Genomic DNA, 23,242 nt, shown 5'->3' on the forward strand with positions numbered 1-23,242 from the left:
GTCGGACGGGAAGATGATGGTCCGAATGATTCCGGGAGCAGTGTCGGGGACTCCGGCACAGGCGGGAGAACCCGTCAATCCGGCGTCTTGACCGAAATCGGCATGTTCCGCAGCGCCCGGTACGTCGCCCCGAGCAAGTCCTTCGGGCGGTACGGCTTCGTCAGGAGGCCCAGCGTGCCCTCGACCTCGGACAGGTCTTCCGTCGAGTACCCGCTGGACAACAGGACGCGGGCGGTCGGCTCTTGCGTGATGATCTGCTCGAAGGCGTCCCGGCCGGACAGCCGCGGCATGGTCACGTCCAGGATGACGAGGTCGATCGCCTCCCGCTCCTGGGTAAACACTTCGACGGCCTCGACGCCGTCGGTCGCCTCCAGGACGCGGTAGCCGTTCGACTCCAGGATCGTCCGCCCGAGGACGCGGATCATCTCCTCGTCGTCCACGAGCAGGATTGTCGCGGCGGCCGCCTGCTCCGGCGGCGGCGTACTCACGTCGCACGTCGGCGACAGCCCGAACCGCGGCTGCGGCGGGGCCGGGCACCGTTGCACGAGCGGCAGGTACAGGTCGAACCGGCTGCCGGCCCCCAGTTGCGTCTCGCACGTCACCCACCCGCCGTGCTGCTTCAGGATGCCGTGGACCATCGGCAGCCCCAGCCCGGTCCCGCGGCCGACGCCCTTCGTCGTGAAGAAGGGTTCAAAGATCCGCTCCTTCACCGTCTCGTCCATGCCGGACCCGGTGTCGCTGACGGACAGCCGCAGGTACGTCCCGGCCCCGGCCCCGGCGTGGCGGGCCGACTGCTCGTCGGTGACGGCGACGTGGTCGGCCGCGAGCGTCAGTTGCCCGCCGTGCGGCATCACGTCGCGGGCGTTCAGACACAGGTTGAACAGCGCCTGGTTGACGAGCGTGGCGTCCACCGCGACCGGCTCGTCGGTCCGCACGTCGGTGCGGATTTCGATCCGCGGGTCGATCGTCCGCCGCAGGATGTCCACCACCTCGCCGATCATCGCCGCCGGCGTGACGGACGAGATCATCAGCTGGTTCCGGCGGGCGTACCCGAGCAGCTTGCGGGTCAGGTCGGCGGCCCGGCTGGCCGCGAGTTCGACCGTCCGCAAGAGCGGCTTCGCCGCGTGGTCGTCCGGCAACTGGACGAGCCCGAGGTTGCCGAGGACGGCCGTGAGCAGGTTGTTGAAGTCGTGGGCCACGCCGCCGGCGAGCTGGCCGAGCGCCTCCATCTTCTGGGCCTGCCGGAGTTGCTCCTCCAGCGTCATCCGGGTACTCACGTCCACGGACACGCCGAGGCCGGCCTGGTACTCGCCGTTCGGCCCCCGGACGGCGGCGAACGACAACTCCGTCCAGGTGATCGACCCGTCCGGCCGGATGTACCGCTTGCGGAACTGGTACGTCTCCAACCGGCCGTCCAGCACGGCCGCGGTGAAGTCGTCCTGGGCGGCCGTGTCCTCCGGGTGGGTGAACTCGCCCGGCTTGTGCCCGATGATCTCGTCCATCGACCGCCCGAGCAGCGCGGCGAACGCCGGGTTGCACGACGAGAACCGCCCCTCCGCGTCCGTCAGCGACACGCCGGCCGGCGCGACCTCGAAGATCTCCCGGAACTTCGCCTCGCTCGCCTGTAGGGCTTCCTCGGCCTTCTTCCGGTCCGTGATGTCCCGCTGGATCATCACGAAGTGCGTGCATTCCTTCTCGACGTTCACCACCGGCACGATGCTGATGCTGACCCAGATGCCGACGCCGTCCCGCCGGTAGTTGAGGAGTTCGCAGTTGAACGGCTGGCGGGTGTCGAGGGCGACGCGGAGATGGTCGAGCGTGGCCGCGTCCGTCTTCTCCCCGCGGAGGAAGTGCAACGACCGGCCGAGGACTTCCGCCGCCGCGTACCCGGTCATCTGGGTGAACGCGCTGTTCACGTACAGCACGCCGCGGCCGCGGGTCGGGTGTTGCGTGCCCTCCAGCACGATGACCGCGTCGCGGGCGTGAACGACGGCCGACTCCAAGAGGTGCAGTCGGATTTGCTTGTCCGTCAACTCGCGGGCGAGCCGCTCGAACTCGTCCCGCTGCCGGCCGAGTTCGTCCGCCTGGTCCGCGATTTCGAGCGATTGCAGCGACAGCCGGGAGTTCACGTCGCTCAGCCGCTCGGCGTGCTTCTGGGCGGACACCATCAGCGCCTCCCGCTCCCGCTCGCGGACGGCGTAGTCCTTCGCCACGGCCGCGATCACGAGGTGGAACACGAGGACGACGCTCAGCCCGGCCAGCCAGAGGTGTTGCTCGAGCGGGCCGGCGGTGAGCGGGACGACCGGCGCGAACGTCCCGCGGGCGGCCGCCCCGAGGGTGAAGATGCCGCCGATCACGATGAAGAAGCTGGCCATGCCGCGGACGTAGAACCGGAACGCGATCCAGTTCCCGAACCCGAGGATGACGGCGAGCATCGGCATGGGCAGGTTCAGCGGGTGCGGGTTCGCGCCGCCGAACCACGCCCACGTCAGCCCGCCGACGACGACGGCCAACACCAGCGCCTCGCCGACCCGGTGGCGGTCGCGGGCGTCGAGCCATGCCCCGCGGAGCCACACGACGGCGGCCGGGGCCATGAGCAGGCCGGTCATCCACTCGAGCGCCGCCGCGCCGACCGCGGCGTGCAGCGGGGCCTGCCCCAGCAGCGTCGCGGTGAGGGCGGCGGCGACGCCGCGGACGGCGGCCGCCAGCGCCGCCACGATCACGAAGCTGAGCACGTGCCGCGGGTTGTCCAGGAGCGGCGAGAACGGCAGCCCGTGGCGGCAGCCCCACGCGACGACGGCGGTTTCGAGCACGGCGGTCAGCCCGCCGACGCCGGCCTCGGCCGACCCGCCGAGCGCCACCCACGCCGCGAGCGATCCGGCGGCCACGGCCCCCACCCCGAGGAAGCCGAGCAGCAGCCCGGCCACGAGCGGCAGGCCGAGCGCCCCCGCGAGTAGCCACGCCGGGCCGAGGGTAATCGGGAACTGGGACTGGATCAGCGGGAGGGCCAGCGCAGCGGCGGCTAGGGCCGTGAACTCGGCGAGCGAACGAGTCAGGTTGGACCGATTAAAAGACATTGACTAGCGCGGCGGTCGCGTCCGTCCGTGGTCGGGCTGGGCGAGGGGGTTCACCGCCGGGCGTGACGATTACCGACCTCGGCTCAACCATAGAATGCAATCGGCATCGAAGTTCCGTCGTCGCGGGCGTGGACAAAAGTTTTTTCCCGCACCAGAACGTTCTGTTCGGATCGCACAGAAGTTCTCGTTGTCCGCCATTCCCTTCAGCGGTACTACCGACAAGAACACTCGCCGGATTCCCAAAAAAACCAGGTCACATGGGCTACCGGACGCTCGCGGAAACCGTCGCCGACCTCGCCCGCACGGGGCAGCTCGTCCGCGTCGATCACGAGGTCGATCCGAACCTGGAGGCAGCCGAAATTCAGCGGCGGGTCTACGCGAAACGCGGCCCGGCCATCTTACTCTCGCGGTTGAAGGGAACCCCTTTCCCGGCCGTCGCGAACCTGTTCGGAACACTCGAACGCACCCGTTTTCTCTTCCGCCGCGAAATTCCAGATGTCCGCAAACTCGTCGAACTGAAATCCGACCCCGACCGCGCCCGCAAACGGCCGTGGCACTACTGGAACGTACCGCTCTTACTCGCGCGGATGCGGCCGCGGTTCCGGCGGACCGGGCCGATCCTGCGGCACACGACGAGCCTCGCGAACCTCCCGCAGATCAAGTGCTGGCCGCAGGACGGCGGCGCGTTCGTGACGCTGCCGGCGGTCTACACCGAACATCCGGATCGTCCCGGTTGGGCGAAGTCGAACGTCGGCATGTACCGCGTTCAACTCGGCGGCAACGAGTATCTGCCGACCGAGTGCGGGCTGCACTACCAAATCCACCGGGGGATCGGGTCCCATCACGCGGCAGCCGTGCGGCGCGGCGAGAAGCTGCGGGTGAACGTGATCGTCGGCGGGCCGCCGGCGCTGCCGGTGTCGGCCGTGATGCCGCTGCCGGAGGGGCTGCCGGAACTCGCGTTCGCCGGCGTCCTCGGCGGCCGCCGGGTGGACCTCGTCCCGGCGGCGAACGGCCTGCCGATGCCGGCGGAGGCCGACTTCGTGATCTCCGGGTTCATCGACCCGACGCGGACGAAGCCGGAAGGCCCGTTCGGCGACCACCTCGGCTACTACAGCCTGACCCACGACTTCCCGGTGATGACGGTCGAGACCGTCTACCATCGGCCCGGCGCGATCTGGCCGTTCACGGTCGTCGGCCGGCCGCCGCAGGAGGACACGAGCTTCGGCGAGTTCATCCACGAGCTGACCGGCCCCGCGATCCCATCCGTGCTGCCCGGCGTCCACGCCGTCCACGCCGTCGATGCCGCTGGCGTCCACCCGCTGCTGCTTGCGATTGGAAGCGAGCGGTACGTCCCCTACGCGAAGGAACGCAAGCCGCAGGAGCTGCTCACGCTCGCGAACGCCATCCTCGGCCAGGGGCAGCTCTCGCTGGCGAAGTACCTGCTCATCGTCGCGAAGGAAGACGCACCCGAGCTAGACATTCACGACATCCCCGCGTTCCTCCGCCACCTGTTGGAGCGAGTGAACTGGGCCGAGGACTTGCACTTTCAAACGCGGACGACGATCGACACGCTCGACTACTCGGCCGGCATGGGGCTGAACGCCGGGTCGAAACTGGTGATCGCCGCCGCCGGGCCGAAGCGGCGCACGCTGGGGAGGAGCCTTCCTGCGAATTTCGACCTGCCCACCGGGTTCGGCGAACCCGGCGTCGCGCTGCCCGGCGTCCTCGCGATCAGCGGCCCGAAGCACACCGGGACGGACGCGGAGTACGAGCCGCGGCTCGTCGAACTCTGCGATTGGTTCGGCGACCGGCCGGAAATGGTCGCCGACTTCCCCCTGATCGTTCTTGTCGATTCTGCTCCGTTCGTGACGCAATCGCCGAATAACTTCCTGTGGGTGACGTTCACCCGGTCGAACCCGGCGGCCGACGTGCTCGGCGTGCGGCGGTTCGTGCGGCAGAAACACTTCGGCTGCGGCGGCCCGCTCGTCATCGACGCGCGGCTGAAGCCGCACATGGCCCCGCCGCTGGAGGAAGACCCGGCGGTGACCCGCCGCGTCAACGAACTGGCGGCGCGCGGCGGGCCGCTCTACGGGGTGATTGACTGAACGGGTTCGGGTTTGCAATAATCCAAACCTCCAACATGGCATCTTCTCGTGAGGTTCGCGTTCTGCGACGGAGGGCCAGCAGGTGGGGAACGAGCGGCATCATGTTCAAGCCTTCGCGGTCATCCGCATCGACGACGGGCCGCTCGACCACCCGTCGAGCGGTCACGAGGTCATGCTCGGGGGCGATATGGTCCCCGCCCCTGGGCCGTCGAACGTGCGGGTCAAAGAGGTCGTAACCACCGCGGAGGAGGCCCGCTTAGAGGTCGTCCGACTCAGCGCGCTCAACGCCGGGACGGGCTGCCGTTACTACTGGCAAGCCACTCACGTTTTCCTGGACGGCGGCTCTCACGGGTCGGCGGGGCGGGCCGCGAAGGCGGGTCCAGACGCCCAACCAGGCGATGCGGCAGGCGGCGGGTAGGTTTTTCGGCAACCGTTCCAACGTCGCAACGTCACTGACTCCCCTTCCCACCGGCTCAACTCCCGGCTATAGCCGGTTCCGACACCCATCCGAACGAGCGTCGCCCATGACGATTCGCTGGCCCGCGACCGCGCTCGGCGTCCTGGTCCTGACCCTCGCCGGGGTCGGACAGGAACCCACCCCCGAACCGCCTGTCGGACCGCCGGTGTATGCCGCCGACGGCTTGCTGCCGACGGACAAGCCCCACGCCTGCGGCAACTGGCACACGGACATCGTCTTCGGCCTGCCGATCGCCCTGCGGGCGCAGCGGCGCGTCGGCGACCGCGACCTGTGGGTCGAGGGCGGCCTCGCGCTGTACACAATCGTGCCGAGCGTATTCGTCGGCGCGCGGCTCGACGGCAGCCTGTACCAGGGCAAGCGGAACACGTTCTACGTGCGGCCGGGCCTCGACTTCTACTACAGCCCGATCCACAGCTCCGGCGGGTTCCTGTTCGGGCGGATCAACGGCATCTACGCCGTCACCGCGGACGCCGACCTGACGTGGCGGCGGAAGTGGACCGACGGGCTGCACGGCCACTTCGGGCTGAAGGCCGGCCTCGGCGTCGGGACGGCCGGCTACGGGGCCTTCCCGCTCCCCGTCCTCGGCCTGACTTGCGGCTTCCAATACTAAGTCGGCTGGTCAAGCTCCCGCCTATGGTCTATCCTCCGCGTCTTGCCGCCCGGAGGTCGGCCGTCGATGTCGCACACCCGCCTTGCGCACTACTTGCTGCTCACGCTCGTCATGGCCGCCGTCACGCTGCCGAACCTCGGCCGGCCGTCGCTGTGGGACGTGGACGAGGGCGTCAACGCCGGCTGCACCCGCGAGATGATGGAGAGCGGCACGTGGGTCGTGCCGACGTTCAACGGCGAGCTGCGGACCGCGAAGCCGGTCATGCTCTACTGGATCCAGCGGGCGTCGTTCAACGTTTTCGGAATCAACGAGTGGGCCGCCCGGTTCCCGGCCGTGCTGCTCGGCCTCGGCACGGTGCTGCTCGCGTATGAACTCGCCCGCCGCATGTTCGACGCGGAGACGGGGTTGCTCGGCGGCGTCATCCTGGCGACGGCCATCGAGTTCTGCAAGCTGTCGCACGCGGCCACGCCGGACGCGCCGCTCATCTTCTTCATCACGCTGACGCTCTACCTCTTCTGGGTCGGCCACGAAAACGGCGGGCGGGCGTGGTTCTATACGGCCGCCGTCGCGAGCGGCCTCGCCACGCTCACGAAGGGGCCGGTCGGTCTCGCGATGCCGGGGCTGATTGTCTTCCTCTACTTCCTGTGGAACCGCGAGTTGAAGCGGTTCCTCGACTGGCGGCTCGTGCGCGGCGTGCTGCTGTGGCTGCTCGTCGCGGCCCCGTGGTACGGCCTCGTCATCGCCGAGACGCGCGGAGCGTACCTGGCGTTCTTCAAGAACGAGAACGCCGGCCGGTTCCTGAACGCAATGGAGGGCCACCGCGGGCCAATCGTCTATTACCTCGGCGCGCTGTTCGCGTTCTTCGCCCCGTGGTGCGCGTTCCTCGGCGGGGCCGTCTGGTTCGCGGTGAAGGGGGCCACACCGCGGACGCCGTCGAGCGCCGGCGGCGTGCCGATGGCCGACGCGCGGGCGTACCGGTTCCTGCTCTGTTGGGCCGGGGCGTACCTCGCGTTCTTCTCGTTCGCCGCGACGAAACTGCCGAACTACATCGCCCCGCTGTACCCGGCCGTCGCGGTCCTGACGGCCCGGTTCCTCGTCCGCTGGCGGACCGGCGACCTCACGCTGCCGCGGTGGGTGATGCCCGCCGCGACCGCCGGCGTGGCCGTCGTCGGTGTCGTGGTGGTCGTCGGCCTGCTCATCGGTGGCGGGGCGATTGCCTTGAGCATGAAGAACCAGCGGGTCATGCCCGGCCTCACGGCGTGGTCTCCGCTCGGCGGCATCCTCCTCGTCGCGGCCGCCGGCATGGCGTGGTTCCTGGCGAAGGACCAGCGGATGAACTTCGTGCGAACCGTGACAGTGGCGACGGTGCTGTTCATCGGCTCGTTGGCCGCGTTCGTGGTCGGCGAGGTGGACGCGTTCAAGGCCCCGAAGTCGCTCGTCAAGGAGAGCGGCACGCGGCAGCCGGACCGCGAGATTCGGCTCGCGAGCCTCGACTACACCCAGCCAAGCGTGACGTACTACGCGGAGCGCAAGGTCGAGCGACTGCCGGACGCGGCCGCGGCGACGACGTTCCTGGCGATGCCACTGCCCGCGTACCTATTCGTGCCCGCGACGGTGTGGGACGAGCAACTCGCGGCGAAAGTGAACGCCCGCGTCGTCGCCCGCCGGTTCGACTTCTACCGCAACGGCGACGTGCTCGTCGTGACGAACCAGTGAGGACACGCCATGGAAATTGCGATCACCGGCGCAGCCGGGTTCATCGGGTCGAACCTCGCTCATCGACTGAATTCCGAGCACGCGTTGTTGCTCGTCGATCTCACGTCGCCACCCTGCCATGTGTCGAACTGGGCGGGGCTGAAGTTGGGGCCGGCGTGTCATCGCGATGAGTTCCTGGCACACCTGGAAGCCGAGCGGTGGATGCCCGAAGTCATCTTCCACCTCGGCGCGTGTAGTTCGACGACAGAAACCAACTGGGACTACCTCCGCGCGAACAACCTCGAGTACACGCAGCGACTCTGGGACTGGTGCGTGAAGCACGAGCGGCCGTTCATCTACGCCTCCAGCGCCGCGACCTACGGCGACGGGGCTAAAGGGTTCGACGACCGCACGCCGCCGACGGAGTTGACCCCGCTGAACCTCTACGGCAAGAGCAAGAACGACTTCGACATTTGGGCACTGCAACAGAAGCGGACGCCGCCGCGGTGGGCCGGGCTGAAGTTCTTCAACGTCTACGGCCCCCGCGAGTCGCACAAGGGGCGGATGGCGAGCGTCGCGTTCCAGACGTACAAGCAGATCCGCGCCACCGGCGGGATGAAGCTGTTCCGCTCGACCGACCCGCGGTTCGCCGACGGCGGCCAACTCCGCGACTTCGTGTTCGTCGAGGACTGCGTCCAGCACATGCTCTGGTTGTGGAAGAACCCGCACCCCGGCGGCGTCTACAACAGCGGGACCGGGACCGCCCGCTCGTTCTTCGACCTCGCGACGGCCGTGTTCGTCGCCCTCGGCCGGGAGCCGAACGTCTCGTTCATCGACATGCCGGGCGACCTCGCGAAGCAGTACCAAAACTTCACGCAGGCGGAGATGTCAAAGCTGCAAAGCGTCGGCTGCAAGGTTCCTTCCACAACTTTGGAAGACGGCGTGCGGAAGTATGTGCGGTGGCTGGAAGAATTCACGTCCTGAGCCGAAACCGTGACCTAAACTTGGCGTGCCCCACCCGTTCCGGACGCGGCCGCCATGCGCCACCCGATGCTCGACCCGTTCCGCGGCCTCGCGGCCCTGTGGGTGTTCGGCCACCACCTCGCCTACCTGTCCGCCGGGGCGGACGGCCCCGCCGCGCCACACCTCGTCCTGATGGGCTACTACGGCGCGCCGATGTTCTTCGTCATCTCCGGGTACTGCCTCACGGCCGCGGCCCGGCGGTCGATTCAAACGCGACAGTCGCCCCTGAAATTCTTGCTCCGCCGCGCGGCCCGCATCTACCCGCCGTTCTGGGCCGCGCTCTTGGTGGCCGTAGCCGTGTACGGGTTCGGGCCGGCGCACTGGTCGCGGTTCGTCACCGACCACTGGCGGGCACTCACGGCCACCGACTGGCTCGGCATCGGCCTTCTGACTCACGGATTCCGGCCGACGGGCGAACTGCCGTGGGAGAAATTCGGGGCGGTGAACATCGCGTTCTGGACGCTGGCGATCGAGGTGCAGTTCTACGCGGTCGTCGGCCTCGCCGCGGCGGTCGGCCGGTGGTTCTATCCCGCGGTGGCGGGGCTCACGGTCGTCTCCGGCGCGTTTCTCTTCGACACCACGGCATACGTCGGTGGGTGGTTCCTCCCGCACTGGCCGTTCTTCGCCCTCGGCGTCGGCGTGTTCGCGCTGTTGGAACGAAACGGCCCGCCGACCGGAACGCCGGCGGCCGTCCGCGTGATCGTCGCGGCGTTGGCGGCCGTCGCGATGGGCGTCGGCCTTTCCGCCGGCCCGACGCTGCCCGACGGCGGGCCGCGAATGGTCGCGGCCGAGTTCCTGTTCGCCGTCGGGTTCGCGCTCGTCGTCTGGCTGACACAAGCCGTCCCCGCCGCCCGCACGCTACGGCCGTTCACGTTCCTCGGCAGAATTTCGTATTCCGTCTACTTGCTTCACGTCCCGTTGTTGATGATCGGCATGGACTGGGCCGCCCGCGTCGCGCCGGTCGGGTCGGTCGTCAACTCGCTGCTCGTCGTCGTCGGTGTCTGCACCGTCAGCGTGCCGTTCCACTACCTCGTGGAACGACCGTTCCTGTCGGACCGGCCGAAGCGTCCCGCCGGGGAAAGCGGGAATCCCGCACTTGCGGATTCGCCGGCCGTTCCTATCACTCAAGCATCCCGACAGGTTCTCGCGACGGGCGCTCGCCCCGCGGGATGAAAAGGGAAGCCGGTGTGAATCCGGCGCAGGGCCGCTGCTGTATTCGGCGAGGGGTCCGGGCCACCTGCCACTGCGGAGAAGTCCGCGGGAAGGCCGCCCGACCCCGCTCGTAGCCGTAAGCCAGAAGACCTGCCTGTCGTGGCGTCGTTCGGGGCCTCGGTTCCAGGCCGCCGCGCAGGACTTCCAACTCGTCGGCGCGTGCCGACGGACTGCCGCCGCCGGACCGTAGACGCCCCGCCTCATGCCCGTCCCGGCAGAAAGGCCAGTCCGTGCGTTCCAACCTTTCACATCCCACCACGCAATCTTCGGCTCGCGAGTCTTGTTCCCTCCCCCCTCGGGGGGGAGGGTTGGGGAGGGGGGTAGACCTCCCTCCCGATATGAGGATCGCGTCCGCGGCGGGAAGCTCGGGGGGGGGGGGGGGGGGGGGGGCCCCCCCCCCCGCCCCCCCCCCCCCCCGCCGGCCCCCCCCCCCCCCCCCCCCCCCCGCCCACCCCCCCCCCCCCCCCGCCCCGCCGACCCCCCGGCGGGGCCGGGGCCGCCCGGCGGGGCGGGGGGGGGGGGGGCGGGGCCCCCCCCCCCCCCCCCAGACCTCCCTCCCGATATGAGGATCGCGTCCGCGGCGGGAAGCTCACCCCCCTCCCTAGCCCTCCCCCCCAAGGGGGGAGGGAACAAGAGGAAAGCCTTCACCCTCATCGAGCTGCTCGTCGTCATCGCGATCATCGCGATCCTGATGGGGTTGCTCCTCCCCGCCGTGCAAAAGGTCCGCGAGGCCGCCGCCCGGATTCAGGGGCAGAACAACCTCCGGCAGCTCGTCCTCGCGGCCATGAACTACGAGGGGGCGTTCCAGAAGCTCCCGCCGCACACCGACACCAAGGTGTTCTGGCCGAACGGCAAGTACTGGTTCGGCAGCACCGTCAGCAACACGAGTTCGCCGTTCAACGTGCTCACCATCGACCCGCAGAACGGCATCCTCACGAGCTACTACGAGAACAACACGAAGGTGACGAAGTGCCCGAAGTTCGAGGTCTACCCGATCACGCCGGTCTACAACGGCCTGACCGCCGGGTACGCGTACAACCGGCACGTCGCGGACCAGAAGATTCTGCGGTTCGCCACGTCCAGCACGTTCATGTTCACGGAGACGGTGCTGCTGAAGTCGAACGGGACGCTGGAGGAGCCGTTCGGCGGGTACTTCGGGTCGCCGCACCTGCTCGTCCCGCCGACGGCGTTCACCGCACCGGGGCAGACATTCGCGATCACGCCGTTCGGCTTGACGGCGGCGCACTTCCGGTACGCGGGCCGGGTCGCGAACGTGGCGTTCGTGGACGGCCACACGGAAACCCGCACGCCGGTAGACAAGCCGAGCGTCGCCCCGTTCGACCAGGCGACGTGGAACGCCGCCCGCGACAAGTTCCAGCTAGGCTTCCTAGCCGACAACACGATCCCCTACTCGGGTGAGTAGAGAATCAGCCACAGATGAACACAGAGAACACGGATAAGACAAAAAATCATGATGTGGTTCTGATCCGTGTTCTCTGTGTTCATCTGTGGCCGTTCTTTCCCTTTACAATGCCGGGATGACCGAGCGCGAGTTCGCCGTTGATGTCGTTCGCAAGCTGCAAGCCGCCGGGTTCCGCGCGCTGTGGGCCGGCGGGTGCGTCCGCGACGAACTCCTCGGACTCGTGCCGCAGGATTACGACGTGGCGTCCGACGCGACGCCGGAGCAGGTCAAGAAGCTGTTCCGCCGATGCGTCGAGGTCGGGGCCGCGTTCGGCGTGATCGAGGTCCTCGGCCCCCGCGGGGCCGACGGCGAGTGGCTGAAGGTGCAAGTCGCGACGTTCCGCAACGACGGCAACTACTCCGACGGCCGACGGCCGGACACGGTGACGTTCAGTTCGCCGGAAGAGGACGCGCAGCGGCGGGACTTCACAATCAACGGCATCTTCTTCGACCCCGTCGCGGGACAGGTCATCGACTACGTCGGCGGGCAGGCCGACCTTGCGGCGAAGGTACTGCGAGCGATCGGCGACCCGGTCGCGCGGTTCACGGAGGACAAGCTCCGCGTCCTACGGGCCGTGCGGATGGCGATGCGGTTTGAACTGAGCATCGACCCGGCGACGTTGGACGCGGCCCGGCGGATGGCCCCTCAAATCCGCGTCGTGAGCGCCGAGCGGATCGCAGAGGAGCTGCGAAAGTTGTTCGCTCACAAGCACCGCGCCCGCGGGGCGAAGTTGCTCCGCGAGTTCGAGTTGCTGCCGCCGATCCTGCCGGAGGTGACATCGCCGGACGTGCCGTTGTTGGCCGCGCTGCCGGACAAGGCGAGCTTTGAACTCGCGTTCGCGGCGTTCCTTCTCCCCGTGGGAAAGAAGGCGGCGGGCAACGTCGCGAAGCGGCTGAAGCTGTCGAACGAGGAGAAGGCCCGCATCGAGTGGCTGGTCGAGCATCACGCGGGCTTGCGGACCGCGGCGGTGTTAAAGCCGAGCCAGCGCCACCCGCTGCTGACGCACGCCGGCACCTTCGACCTGCTCGCGCTGCTGCGGGCACAAGGTTTCGTCGGTGACGCTGACTTCTGCGAGACGATCCTGCGCGAAACGCCGCGGGAGGTGCTCGACCCGCCGCCGCTGCTGACGGGGGACGACCTCGTCGCGATGGGCTGGAAGCCGGGGCCGAAGTTCAAGACCATGCTGGACGAGGTTCGCCGGATGCAACTCGACGGCGAACTGAAAACGCGCGACCAGGCGGTAACCTTCATGTCAACAAAGAACCCCTAAAGCCCACCCGTCGCTTCGACGGGTGGGACCGCCGCCACGATGTCCGCGACCGCCGCCATCGCCCCCACGCCCACGTCGCCGCACGCCAGCGCCTTCGACACCGGCGGGACCACCCGCAGCCCCTTGCACCGGTCGTTGATCACTGGCACGAGTTGGTCCTCGTCGAAGTGGCCGGGAATGTGCCCGCCGCCGAAGTCGGCCGCGACCGACCGCAGGTGGCGGCGGGTGAACGGGTGCTGCCACATGAGCGTGTTCATCGCCGGGGCGAGCACCACCGGCTTCGCCGGGTCCCACGCCCGCCACACGCACGTCAGGCAGTTGTCGCACAGGCCGACGGCCAGCTTCGCCAGCGTGTTCGCGTCCAGCGGCGCGAGCGCGAACACGTCCGCCCACTTCCGCAACTCGATGTGCTGAACCGCGTGCCCGCGGGCGTATCGCTCGCCCGGCCACTCGTCGGCGTCGCGCACCACCGGGCAGCCGACCGCGGCCGGGTCGAAGAAGTACGCCGCCGCGTCGGTCGCCACGACCTTGACCGCGTGCCCGGCGGCCGTCAGCGCGGCGACGAGTTCCGGCGTCTTCACCGCCGCGACCGACCCGGTGACGCCGAGGAGGACGTTACTCATCGTGCCAGCTACCTTGCCCCGTGCGGCGCATGTGTTCGATGACGAGCATCAACCGGTCCGGCAGTTCCCGCCGCGACACCTTCTCGTACCGGCCGTCCACCGGGCCGACGAGCGCCCAGTGCTGAAGGGATTCCATCGTGCTCGCGACCATGAGGTCGGCGTCGGATTGCTTCCGGGCGAACTCGGCCGCGCCGCGGAGTTCGCCGTCGCTGCGGGCGACTTCGACGGTGAACCGGACGAGCAACCCCTTGTACCCCCACTCGCGGAGGCGGTCGATCAGTCGCGGGGCGCGGACGAGCCGCACCCACAACTCCGGCTCGGACTGGTTGATCCGGTCGGCCGGTTGTTCGTGCAGTTTCGGCTTGCCGCGGGCCTCCCACTCCTTGTTCCGGGCGTTGAAGTACGTGCCGAGTTCCGGCGCGAACGTCCCGGCCACGAGGTAGTCCGTCGCCCCGGCCGCGTGGACGACGACGCCGACCTCCTTCGACTTGATCTGCTGCTGCACGAGGGCCGCGAGGTCGTCGAAGCTGCTGTAGATGATCGGCTGCATCCGCCGCTCGGACAGCCCGGCGTCGGCGGGGATGTCCGGCAGGTGGTCCGGGTTGGACGTGAGGAACGTGACCGTGTGCCCGCGGCCCCACGCGATGCGGGCGAGGGTCGCCCCGGTGCGGCCCGTGAAGATCGTGTTCACGCCCCGCACTCGGTCGATGGGCGATCGCGGGCTGCCGGCGGTGATGAGCAGGTTCATCGGGACGCGAACCACGGGTCGAGAGGCTGATGTGAATTGTACGCGGCGACAAAGTAGTAGGCACACTCCGTGTGCCGTCTCCTCGGTGTATCGGCAAGTTCGTGCAGGTCTCCGCGGCACTTAGGAGACGGCACACGGAGTGTGCCTACTACTATGGCCGTTGCCCGCGGACGGTCGCGGCCGGGAAGTCGGCCTTCGTGAGGTGGTCGGCCAGCGCCTGGTTCGGGTCGAGCAGCGCGTCGCGGAGCTTCGGCAGCAGTGGGTCCGGGTTCGACGTGGTCCGCAACTGTTGCACGTACTCCAACAGCACGTCGCGGGCCGGCGGGCTGCCGCGGAGCATGAGATGGACCCACGCCCACGCCTCGCGGTACTCCGGCTTCTCCATTTGGTTCACCTGTCCCAGCTTTTCCAGCCGCGCCAGATCGGGCTGGAACGGGCCGCGGCGGAGCACTTCCAGGTGCGACGGGTTCACGCCGTTGTGGTTCGGCGGCAGCTCGAAGAACCCGGCGAGGCCCTCGTCCAGCCAGAGCGGGACGCCCTTCAGGACGCTGTGCAGCGTCGCGTGTGTCAGCTCGTGCCGGAGGTCGGTGCGGAGGTTCTCGCTCATCCAGGTGAAGACGAGCAGGTCGTCCGCGGTCCCGGTGCGGGGTTCGGCGACGAAGTAGGCCCGGCGGTTCGGGAACTTCGGGTAGCGGGCCTTCAGGAAGGCGTCGTACTTGTCCTGCGCGTCGAACAGGAACACCTGGATCAGCGTGTCGCCGGGCGGCAGGTGGAGTTCGGTCTGAATCTGTTCCGGCAACTCGCCGAGTTCGCGGAAGAGGGCGTCGTTCTGGTCGAGCGGGGAGTCCGAGTAGAAGACGTACTGGCCGACGCGGAGCCAGTGCTTCGCCGGCCGCTTCGCCTGGGCGGCGGCCTTCTCCGCGTCCGGCGGGCCGGGCGGGAGTGCGCCGTTCTGCCGGAACGACTCGCAGCCGGAGACGGCGATGCCGAACCCGACGGCCGCCGCGAGGAGGGCGGCCGCGTTCCGCCGCTGGGCGGCGGGCTGTTCGGGCGTTGGCGTCATGCCGGCCGTCTCCTGAATCCTGGCAGCCAAGATGTATCGGTTCTGACGGCTGGCGAACTTCACCCCTTCCTTACGCCAGCGGCCGGCCGCTCCGCCGGTTCTTCGCCACCTTCGCCAACGTCTCCCGGCGGACGTCGTGCCACCACTCCTTCCACCCGGCCGAACCGTGCAACCCCCAGGCCATGTACGCCCGCAGAAAGCGCAGCTTGTCCGTTCGCGTCACGGCGGGATGGTTCAAGAAACTCGCGTTCAACCGGGCGAGGTTCTTTACGCAATCGCCGCGGCCGACCGGCTTCCCCGGCACGACGCCGACGAGGTCGATCAGCACCGGCACGGCGGGGTGGCCGCTCATCAGGATGTTGGGCGCTTTCAGGTCGCGGTGGGCGACCTGCTTCTCGTGCATTTTGCGAACGAGGCGGCCGAGCGAATCGGCCCATCCGCGAACTACGCGGTAGTCGTTGGGGCGAAGGGCGGCGACGGTGGCGGTGAGGTCGGTCGCGGCGGGGACCTTCTCCGTCAGCAGGTAACCCTCGGCCGGGCAGCCGAGGCGGTGGCGGTGCAGTACGACAAGCGGCCGCGCGGTCGGCAGGCCGCGGTCGAGCAGGTTGTGCCCGAACGTCCACGACCGCATCGCGGCGCTGCTGCGGAACAAGTTCTTGAGCAGGATCGTAGGCGACTTCACGCGGAACCGCTTGTAGATCGCGGTCGTGCCGTCCGGCAGCGGCAGCTCGATCACCGTGGAGCTGCGGGAGTCCTTTAGCACCTGGAACGCTGGGTCGCGGAACGGCGCGTCTGGGTCGGCGAGGAGCCGCTTCACGAACTCGGACGAGAGGTCGCGAACCGCATGGCCCGTCACGGAGCCGCCGCGCAGCTTCTGGAACTGGCGGTTGCTCTTTTGGTAGCGGTCGAGTCGGCCGTTCCAGAACCGGGCGTTCGACTCGGCCGTGCGGCGCTCCACCTCTACCGCCATGTTCGCGAGTTGCTTCGGACAACTCGGCAGCCGCGTGCGGTGGCCGACGTAGGCCCGCCAGAACGCGAGCCGGTCGGTCCGCGACACCCGCAGTTGGAACCAGCGGTTCAGCAGGACGAGGTTGTCGAGGCTCTCCTGCCACGTCAGCGCGGCCCCGAACCGGATCGCGTGCAGGTCGATGAGGGTGAACCGCGGGAAGCCGGCGTCGAACGAGACGAGCAGGTTGCCGGGGTGCGGGTCCGGGTGCGCGACGCCGAGGTCGTGCATCGTCGCGAGCAGCCGGCCGAGTTCCGTCGCGATCGTCCGCCGCACCGGGTCGGCGTGCGCTTCGAGGTACTCTTGCAGCGGCACGGCGTCCGTCTCGGCCCGCGACACGAACAGGCTCTCGCACGGCCAGTTGCGGTACCGCGACCCCCACGTCAACGGCTCGATGGTTTGGAGGCCGTACCGTCGGAGCGTGAGCGCGTTCTCGAATTCGAGTTGGGATTTCGAGCCGCGGAAGACTTCCCGCCACCACGCCCGGAACCCGTTCACCCGGCACCGCTTCACGATCACCACGCCGTCCGGCAGCGTGACGCGGTAGACCGTCCGCTGCGGCCCGGTCTTGATCGCAATCGCGGCCCCGTCGCGGACCCACGCGGAGAGGTCGGGGCCGTCGGGGAACAACTCGTCGCCGGCGGGAAGAACCTGCCAGTGGAACCCGCCGGCGGCGTGGGCGCGTGGCGTCTCGTCCCCGCGGGCGGGGCGGTGAATCAGGCCGACGACTTGTAGCACGCCGCTCAGCATCCCATCCCGATCCTCAACTGGCCTGTCTCACAGGCACGGTCAGCCGATGCAAGGCATCGATCCACTTTTTCGCGCCCGCGGCCACGGTGTACGCGGCCGCGACCTGCTCCCGCCCGGCGCGACCCATCCGCGTTCGCGCCGCCGGGTCGGCCAGCGCCTTCAAACTTCGCACCCACTCGTCGGCCGTGTCCGCGAGGAAGCCGTGGACCTCCGGCCGCACGAACACGGGGTGAACGCCGACGGCGTTCGCGATCACCGGCAGCCCGGCGGCCTGGTATTGCAGCACCTTCAACCCGCACTTGCCGCGGCTCCAGTCGTCGTCCGGAACCCAGGTGATGCCGACATCGGCCGACGCGAGCGCTTCCGCCTCCGTCGCCGCGGACCACGGGACCGCATCGACGGCCAGGTTCTCGAATTCCATGAAGCGGTCGCAGACGAGCTTCAGCCGCGTACCGGGAATCGCCTTCCCGACCGCTTCGAGGAGCGGCCGGATGCGTTCGAGTCCTTGCAGCGTGCTGGACGAGCCGACCCAGACGAGGTGAAGCTGCTCGAACCGCGAATGCGCGGCGATCGGGTAGCGTGTTGAATCCAGGCACGTCGGCACGACGACCGTTCGTGTGTTGCGAGCCTGCCTTGTCACCTCGGCCGCGAGGAAGTCGTTGCCGGCGATCACGAGGTCGGCGGCCCGCACGGTTCGCGCGAACCGGTAGGATCGCTTGCGGCTGGCGTTCCCCTTCGGCGAGTACGAGTCGCGGAGCCACACGGCGTCGTCGAAGTCGAACATCAGCTTCTTGGCGTACCGGCGGAGGACGGCGAGTTGCCAGCCGGGGAGGAGCTTCCGTTGGAGAATGACGGCGTCGGCCGTGCGGAGGTCGCGGAAGAGAATCGCCCGCGCGAACGGGTTGCCGGGCAGCGGCCGCAGGTCGAGGGCGTGCCCGGCGGCGGCCAGCGCCGGCGCGAACGCGGCCAGCCGGTAGCGGCTGCACACGTGTTCCACCGAGTCCACCAGTGCGACGAGTCTCACGCGGCCCTCCGTGGCCGACGGGTTACGACCTTCGTTTCTTCGCCATCGCGCGGTCCATGTCCCGCTTCGCCTCGGCGTCCTTCAGCGCGTGCCGCTTGTCGTGCGTCTGCTTCCCCTTCGCGACCGCGATCTCCACCTTCGCCTTGCCGTCCTTGAAGTACAACTTCAGCGGCACGAGCGTGAACCCCTTTTGCGACGCCTTGCCGACGATCTTCTCGATCTCCCGCCGGTGCAGGAGCAGCTTCCGCTCCCGCTTCGGCTTGTGGTTCATCCGGTTCCCGGCCCAGTACTCCGGGATTTCGCAGCCGATGAGCCACAGCTCGTCGTCCTGGATTCGCGCGTAGGCGTCGTCGAGCGTGGCGTGCCCGTCGCGGAGCGACTTCACCTCCGTGCCGACGAGGACGATGCCGCACTCCAGCGCCTCGACGATGTCGTAGTCGTGCGCCGCCCGCCGGTTCCGACAGACGTGCACGAGGCCGTCCTTGTCGGGCATCTTCTTGTTCGCCGCCTTCGCCATGGTGCTACCCGTCTATTCATCGGCCCCGGATAGTAGCATACGGTTGGGGAAGCTGCGAAGTCCAACCGGACGGCGCGGGCTGCCAGTTTGACAGCCCGCCGCCACCGCCGCCACCGCCACGGGTGGCCCCGCGTGGCGGAAACGCCACCTGGGTTGACGCGACGGGTATAATGTCCTTTCGTACACTTCTACGGACACGTGCGATGCCCCGATTCGTCATCCTCGAACACGACTGGCCAATCCGTCATTGGGACCTGTTGCTAGAAGACGGCGACGTGCTGCTCGCGTGGCGGCTGCTGGCGGAACCCGCGGCGGGAACGACGGTTCCGGCGGAGCGTAACGCGGACCATCGGAAGCTGTACCTCGACTACGAGGGGCCGGTGTCCGGGAATCGGGGAACGGTTACGCGGTGGGACGCGGGGGAGTTCGAGTGGGTGACACGGGCGGAAGGCGAATGGATGGTGCGAGCCGAAGGCGAACGGATTTGCGGTGAGATTAGGCTCGCCCGAGATGCGGTCGTGTTTTCGGAGGCACGGTTCTCACCCCGAAGGGGTGGGAGTTCTTAGCCCAGGGCAACGCCCTGGGCGGGGCCATGCGTGTCCGCGACCGCCGAAGCGCGCCCAGGGCGTTGCCCTGGGCTATGCGCTTGCAGGCTTTCAGCCTGCCGGGTGGTTGCGATCTCCACCCAGGGCGGCGTCGCTGCGCTCCTTGCCCTGGGCTAACATCTCCCACCCCTTCGGGGTGAAAACAAAAAAAACCGGCCGACGGCCGGTGGCCGGTCATTCCTCCGTCAGCTTCCGCGTGGCGTCCTGGTCCAGCCCGTTATAGTTCGCCGAGCTGTGCCGGCCGACCGACGCGTCGGCGTCGGCCGCCTCGTCCGGGTTGTCGGCCAGTTGCCGCTTCAGCGTCTGGCGGCGGTGCTTGTTCCCGCGCTTCTTCACGGCCCGCTTCAGCTCCCGCATCTTGCGTTTGTCCGGATCGACTGGCATAACAGCCCCCACATGAACCGCCGCATCCTGATCGCCACCGACGCCTGGCACCCGCAGGTCAACGGCGTCGTCCGCACGCTGGATACTACCACCCGCATTCTTCGGCAGCTCGGCCACGCGGTCGAGGTCGTCTCGCCGGATTGCTTCTCCAAGCTGTCCGTGCCGTTCTACCCGGAGATTCCGTTCTCGCTGCCCGCCCCGCACCGGATCGACACGCTCGTGCGGCGGTTCGGCCCGGAGCACGTCCACATCGCCACGGAGGGGCCGATCGGCCACATGGTTCGCAGGCATTGCACGAGACGGGGGTGGAAGTTCAGCACGTCGTACCACACGAAGTTCCCGGAGTACCTGCACCGGCTCATCGGGTTCCCCGAATCGTGGGCGTACCGCATCCTGCGGTGGTTCCACAACGGGGCGGGGACCGTCATGGTCGCGACGCCGAGCCTGGAAGCGGACCTGAAGTCCCGCGGGTTCGCGTCGCCGATCCGCCGGTGGTCGCGCGGCGTGGACTTGACGCTCTTTCAACCGAAGCCGAAGGAAGTGGGGCCGTACCCGCGGCCGGTGCTGCTGTACGTCGGCCGCGTCTCGGCGGAAAAGGGGATCGACGACTTCCTGAAACTCGACACGCCGGGGACGAAGGTGGTCGTCGGCGACGGCCCGGCCCGCGAGGAACTGACGAAGCGATACCCGGACGCCGTGTTCCTCGGCTACCGCAAGGGGGCGACGCTCGCGGACTGCTATGCGTCCGCGGACCTGTTCGTGTTCCCGAGCAAGACGGACACGTTCGGCCTCGTGATGATCGAGGCGCTGGCGTGCGGGCTGCCGGTCGCGGCGTACCCGGTGACCGGCCCCATCGACATCATCACCCGCCCGGAGCTGGGGGCGCTCGACGATGACCTCGGCCGCGCCGTGGAGATAGCGATGCGGACCGGCGACCCGGCCGCGTGCGCCGAGGAGGGTCGGCGGTATACGTGGGAGAACTGCACGAACCAGTTCCTGGGGAACCTGGTACCGACATAGTAGTAGGCACACTCCGTGTGCCGTTTCCTTCACGCGCCCAGAGAGTTCGCCCGAGTCGCTGCGACCCGCAGCAGACGGCACACGGAGTGTGCCTACTACTATGACCGCCGCGGCGAGTTCGGCCGAGCAGCCGCGGCCGACAACAGACGGCACACGGAGTGTGCCTACTACTATTTGCCGCCGCCATCGTGTACACTCTTTTCACCCCATCAGCCACCTTCCCGGAACCACACCCATGACGCCGCTGTCCCGCCGCCGGTTCTTGCAGTCGTCCGCCGCGTTCACCCTGGCCGCCAGCTACGGCCGCACCGCCGACTCGAACGAGAAGCTCAACGTCGGCGTCATCGGGACCGGCAACCGCGGGTCCACCCTCACCCGCGAGGTGCTCAAGAACGGGCACAACGTCGTCGCCATGTGCGACGTGGCCGGGTTCCGGCTCGACAAGTTCGCGAAGTTGGTGACGGACGCCAAGCAGGAGAAGCCGACGCGGTATACCGACCACCGGAAGCTGCTGGAGCACAAGAACCTCGACGCCGTCGTGATCGCGACGCCGGACCACCACCACCGCGACATCCTCATCGCCGCGATGCAGGCGGACAAGGACACCTACGTCGAGAAGCCGCTGACGAAGTCGATCGACGAGGGGAAGGAGATGATCGAGGCCGTCCGGAACACGAACCGGATCGTGCAGGTCGGCAACCAGCGGCACAGCGGCCCGCACTGGCGGAAGGCCCGCGACATCATTCAGTCCAACGACTTCGGCGACATCGTGTGGGTGAAGGTGTGGGACTGCCGGAACTGGGTGAAGAAGGACCCGTTCGCCCCGCCAAAGGACTTCGACAAGGCGGCGATCAAGTCGATCGACTGGGACGCGTTCCTCGGCAAGGCCCCGAAGCGGGAGTTCAACGCGACGCGGTACTGGTCGTGGCGGTGGTACTGGGACTACGCCGGCGGGCTGATGACGGACATCGGGGCGCACCAACTGGACATCGTGCAGTGGCTGAGCGGGGCGGACGCGCCGAAGTCGGTCGCGACGAACGGCGGGACGTACTACTTCAAGCACTGGGAGACGCCGGACGTGGTCCACGGCGTCTGGGACTACGGCAAGTTCGCGGCGACGTTCAACGTCGAGTTCGTGAACGGCGCGGACGGTGTCGGGTGTGCCTTCTACGGCACGAAGATGACGCTGATCGCCGACGCGGACAAGGAGATTCGCATCTACGACACGATCGACAAGATCACCCCGGAGACGAAGCCGGTGGACTCGTGGGCGTCGAAGAACGAGACGGACCTGCACGTGAAGAACTGGCTGGACTGCTGCGTGAGCCGGAAGGAGCCGAACAGCCCGATCGAGCTGGGCCACCGCGTCATCACGGCGGCGCACCTGGCGAACCTGTCGTACCGCACCGGGAAGAAGGTCTACTGGGACGCGGAGCGGGAACAGGTCATTGGTGGTTGATCGCCCGAAAGCCCAGGCACGGCCGTGCCTGGGCTTTCGGGCTTCGATTCCCTCCCCAGGATTCCGACCGTGTTCATCTACGAGAAAGCCCCCTTCCCCTCCTGTCACGCATCCACACTCGTGGAGCACTCGCCGGGGAAGCTGCTCGCCGCGTGGTTCGGCGGCACGGACGAGGGGGCGAAGGACGTGCAAATCTGGTCCAGCGCCTTCGACGGCAAGTGGTCCGAGCCGCACGTCGTCGGCACGATGCCGGGGCAGCCGTGCTGGAACCCGGTGCTGTTCAAGCCCGCGGCCGGCGGCCTCGTGTTGTGGTACAAGGCCGGGCCGAGTCCCTCGACGTGGGTGGGGTACGAGCGCCGCTCGGCCGACGGCGGCCTGACGTGGTCGAAGCCGGAAGTGATGCCCGCGAGCTTCTACGGCCCGGTACGCGCGAAGCCGATCCAACTGAAGGACGGCACACTGCTCGCGGGCACGTCGGTGGAGGCCGGGGCCGGGCCGACGCGGACGTGGACGCCGTTCGTGGACCGCTCGACCGACGACGGCAAGACGTGGCGGCGGTCGAACGCATTCCAAGTACCGGGCAAGCACGCGCAAATTCAGCCGTCGCTGTTCGTCACCGGCGACGGCCGGGTCGTGGCGGTGATGCGGTCGTTCGACCCGCGGAAGGTTTGTCGCGCGGAATCGGCCGACGGCGGGGTGACGTTCTCGCCAGCCGCGGCGACCGACCTCGACAACCCGAGTACCGGCGTGGACACGGTGACGACGAAGGACGGCGACGTGCTCATGGTCTGCAACCCGGTTCCGCAGGGCCGCACGCCGCTGAGCATCGCGCGCTCGACCGACGACGGCAAGACGTGGGCGCGGGTCCGCGACCTGGAGGCGGAACCCGGCGAGTACTCCTACCCGGCGATGATCCTGGGCCGCGACGGGATGTTGCAGATCACGTACACGTGGCGGCGGACGCACATCAAGCACGTCACGATTGATCCGGCGACGTTGAAGAAGTGAAAGGCGAAGGCGAGCGTCGGGGGGGGGGCCCCCCCCCGCGGGAATAAAACCGACCGGCCGTAAGGGTCCAAAAACCCACCCCCGGCGGGTGTGGACAGCCCGC

The 23,242-nt window shown here is 68.5% G+C and carries 18 protein-coding genes, 1 pseudogene and 1 riboswitch; of the genes and pseudogenes, 11 read left to right on the top strand and 8 right to left on the bottom strand.

Features of this window, described 5'->3' with window-relative positions; translation table 11 throughout:
* Positions 1-74: 74 nt before the first annotated feature.
* On the bottom strand, positions 75-3,077 hold the full coding sequence (locus tag AC5JJ2_RS04320; RefSeq protein WP_495856728.1) for a PAS domain S-box protein: 3,003 nt from the start codon (positions 3,075-3,077) through the stop codon (positions 75-77).
* A 257-nt stretch (positions 3,078-3,334) separates the two neighbouring features.
* Between AC5JJ2_RS04320 and AC5JJ2_RS04325 the strand changes: the two genes are divergently transcribed.
* From AC5JJ2_RS04325 to AC5JJ2_RS04355, 7 genes and pseudogenes are all read left to right on the top strand, one after another.
* Positions 3,335-5,182 carry a UbiD family decarboxylase gene (locus tag AC5JJ2_RS04325; protein ID WP_495856729.1) on the top strand — a complete coding sequence of 616 codons (1,848 nt, stop codon included), beginning with the start codon at positions 3,335-3,337 and terminating at the stop codon, positions 5,180-5,182.
* A gap of 524 nt (positions 5,183-5,706) precedes the next feature.
* A complete protein-coding gene (locus AC5JJ2_RS04330; RefSeq protein WP_495856730.1) occupies positions 5,707-6,270 on the top strand; it encodes a hypothetical protein in 564 nt (187 codons plus the stop codon).
* Positions 6,271-6,336: 66 nt separating this feature from the next.
* Positions 6,337-7,986 (top strand): ArnT family glycosyltransferase, encoded by a 1,650-nt coding sequence (locus tag AC5JJ2_RS04335; protein WP_495856731.1) that lies wholly within the window; start codon positions 6,337-6,339, stop codon positions 7,984-7,986.
* Positions 7,987-7,995: 9 nt separating this feature from the next.
* Positions 7,996-8,949: an ADP-glyceromanno-heptose 6-epimerase gene (gene rfaD, locus AC5JJ2_RS04340; RefSeq protein ID WP_495856732.1), complete on the top strand. Its 954-nt coding sequence runs from the start codon at positions 7,996-7,998 to the stop codon at positions 8,947-8,949.
* A gap of 66 nt (positions 8,950-9,015) precedes the next feature.
* Positions 9,016-9,951, top strand: a pseudogene (locus AC5JJ2_RS04345) (acyltransferase family protein); the annotation flags it as partial.
* A 158-nt stretch (positions 9,952-10,109) separates the two neighbouring features.
* A riboswitch (cobalamin riboswitch) is annotated at positions 10,110-10,312 on the top strand.
* A 450-nt stretch (positions 10,313-10,762) separates the two neighbouring features.
* Positions 10,763-11,623, top strand: a complete 861-nt coding sequence (locus tag AC5JJ2_RS04350) for a type II secretion system protein (RefSeq protein WP_495856733.1) — start codon at positions 10,763-10,765, stop codon at positions 11,621-11,623.
* Between the two features lie 115 nt (positions 11,624-11,738).
* Positions 11,739-12,932, top strand: a complete 1,194-nt coding sequence (locus AC5JJ2_RS04355; protein WP_495856734.1) for a CCA tRNA nucleotidyltransferase — start codon at positions 11,739-11,741, stop codon at positions 12,930-12,932.
* On the opposite strand, the gene AC5JJ2_RS04360 is transcribed toward AC5JJ2_RS04355, so the two are convergent.
* The 6 genes from AC5JJ2_RS04360 to smpB form a co-directional block, all read right to left on the bottom strand.
* Positions 12,929-13,555, bottom strand: a complete 627-nt coding sequence (locus AC5JJ2_RS04360) for a flavoprotein (protein WP_495856735.1) — start codon at positions 13,553-13,555, stop codon at positions 12,929-12,931. The two genes, AC5JJ2_RS04355 and AC5JJ2_RS04360, sit on opposite strands and share 4 nt — an antisense overlap.
* Positions 13,548-14,303, bottom strand: a complete 756-nt coding sequence (locus tag AC5JJ2_RS04365; RefSeq protein WP_495856736.1) for a phosphopantothenoylcysteine decarboxylase domain-containing protein — start codon at positions 14,301-14,303, stop codon at positions 13,548-13,550. The genes AC5JJ2_RS04360 and AC5JJ2_RS04365 overlap by 8 nt, the downstream gene beginning before the upstream one ends.
* Positions 14,304-14,454: 151 nt before the next feature.
* Entirely contained in the window at positions 14,455-15,366 is a 912-nt protein-coding gene (locus AC5JJ2_RS04370; RefSeq protein WP_495856737.1) for a hypothetical protein, read from the bottom strand.
* Positions 15,367-15,436: 70 nt separating this feature from the next.
* Positions 15,437-17,122, bottom strand: a complete 1,686-nt coding sequence (locus tag AC5JJ2_RS04375) for a lipopolysaccharide kinase InaA family protein (protein WP_495856738.1) — start codon at positions 17,120-17,122, stop codon at positions 15,437-15,439.
* A gap of 13 nt (positions 17,123-17,135) precedes the next feature.
* On the bottom strand, positions 17,136-18,146 hold the full coding sequence (locus AC5JJ2_RS04380; protein WP_495856739.1) for a glycosyltransferase family 4 protein: 1,011 nt from the start codon (positions 18,144-18,146) through the stop codon (positions 17,136-17,138).
* 22 nt (positions 18,147-18,168) lie between these two features.
* The gene (gene smpB / locus AC5JJ2_RS04385) at positions 18,169-18,639 is read right to left on the bottom strand and encodes an SsrA-binding protein SmpB (protein WP_495856752.1); all 471 of its coding nucleotides are present in this window, start codon (positions 18,637-18,639) and stop codon (positions 18,169-18,171) included.
* A 227-nt stretch (positions 18,640-18,866) separates the two neighbouring features.
* Here smpB and AC5JJ2_RS04390 point away from each other — a divergent pair, with 227 nt between their 5' ends.
* Entirely contained in the window at positions 18,867-19,229 is a 363-nt protein-coding gene (locus AC5JJ2_RS04390; RefSeq protein WP_495856740.1) for a DNA polymerase ligase N-terminal domain-containing protein, read from the top strand.
* Between the two features lie 213 nt (positions 19,230-19,442).
* Here the strand turns inward: AC5JJ2_RS04390 and AC5JJ2_RS04395 are convergent, their stop codons facing one another.
* Positions 19,443-19,652: a hypothetical protein gene (locus AC5JJ2_RS04395; RefSeq protein WP_495856741.1), complete on the bottom strand. Its 210-nt coding sequence runs from the start codon at positions 19,650-19,652 to the stop codon at positions 19,443-19,445.
* Between the two features lie 12 nt (positions 19,653-19,664).
* Here AC5JJ2_RS04395 and AC5JJ2_RS04400 point away from each other — a divergent pair, with 12 nt between their 5' ends.
* From AC5JJ2_RS04400 to AC5JJ2_RS04410, 3 genes are all read left to right on the top strand, one after another.
* Positions 19,665-20,672 (top strand): glycosyltransferase family 4 protein, encoded by a 1,008-nt coding sequence (locus AC5JJ2_RS04400; RefSeq protein WP_495856742.1) that lies wholly within the window; start codon positions 19,665-19,667, stop codon positions 20,670-20,672.
* Positions 20,673-20,907: 235 nt separating this feature from the next.
* Positions 20,908-22,131, top strand: a complete 1,224-nt coding sequence (locus AC5JJ2_RS04405; RefSeq protein ID WP_495856743.1) for a Gfo/Idh/MocA family protein — start codon at positions 20,908-20,910, stop codon at positions 22,129-22,131.
* A 69-nt stretch (positions 22,132-22,200) separates the two neighbouring features.
* Complete coding sequence (locus AC5JJ2_RS04410) at positions 22,201-23,139, top strand: sialidase family protein (RefSeq protein ID WP_495856744.1); 939 nt, start codon at positions 22,201-22,203, stop codon at positions 23,137-23,139.
* The last annotated feature ends 103 nt before the right edge of the window (positions 23,140-23,242 follow it).

It is taken from the genome of Limnoglobus sp., from assembly GCF_059499385.1.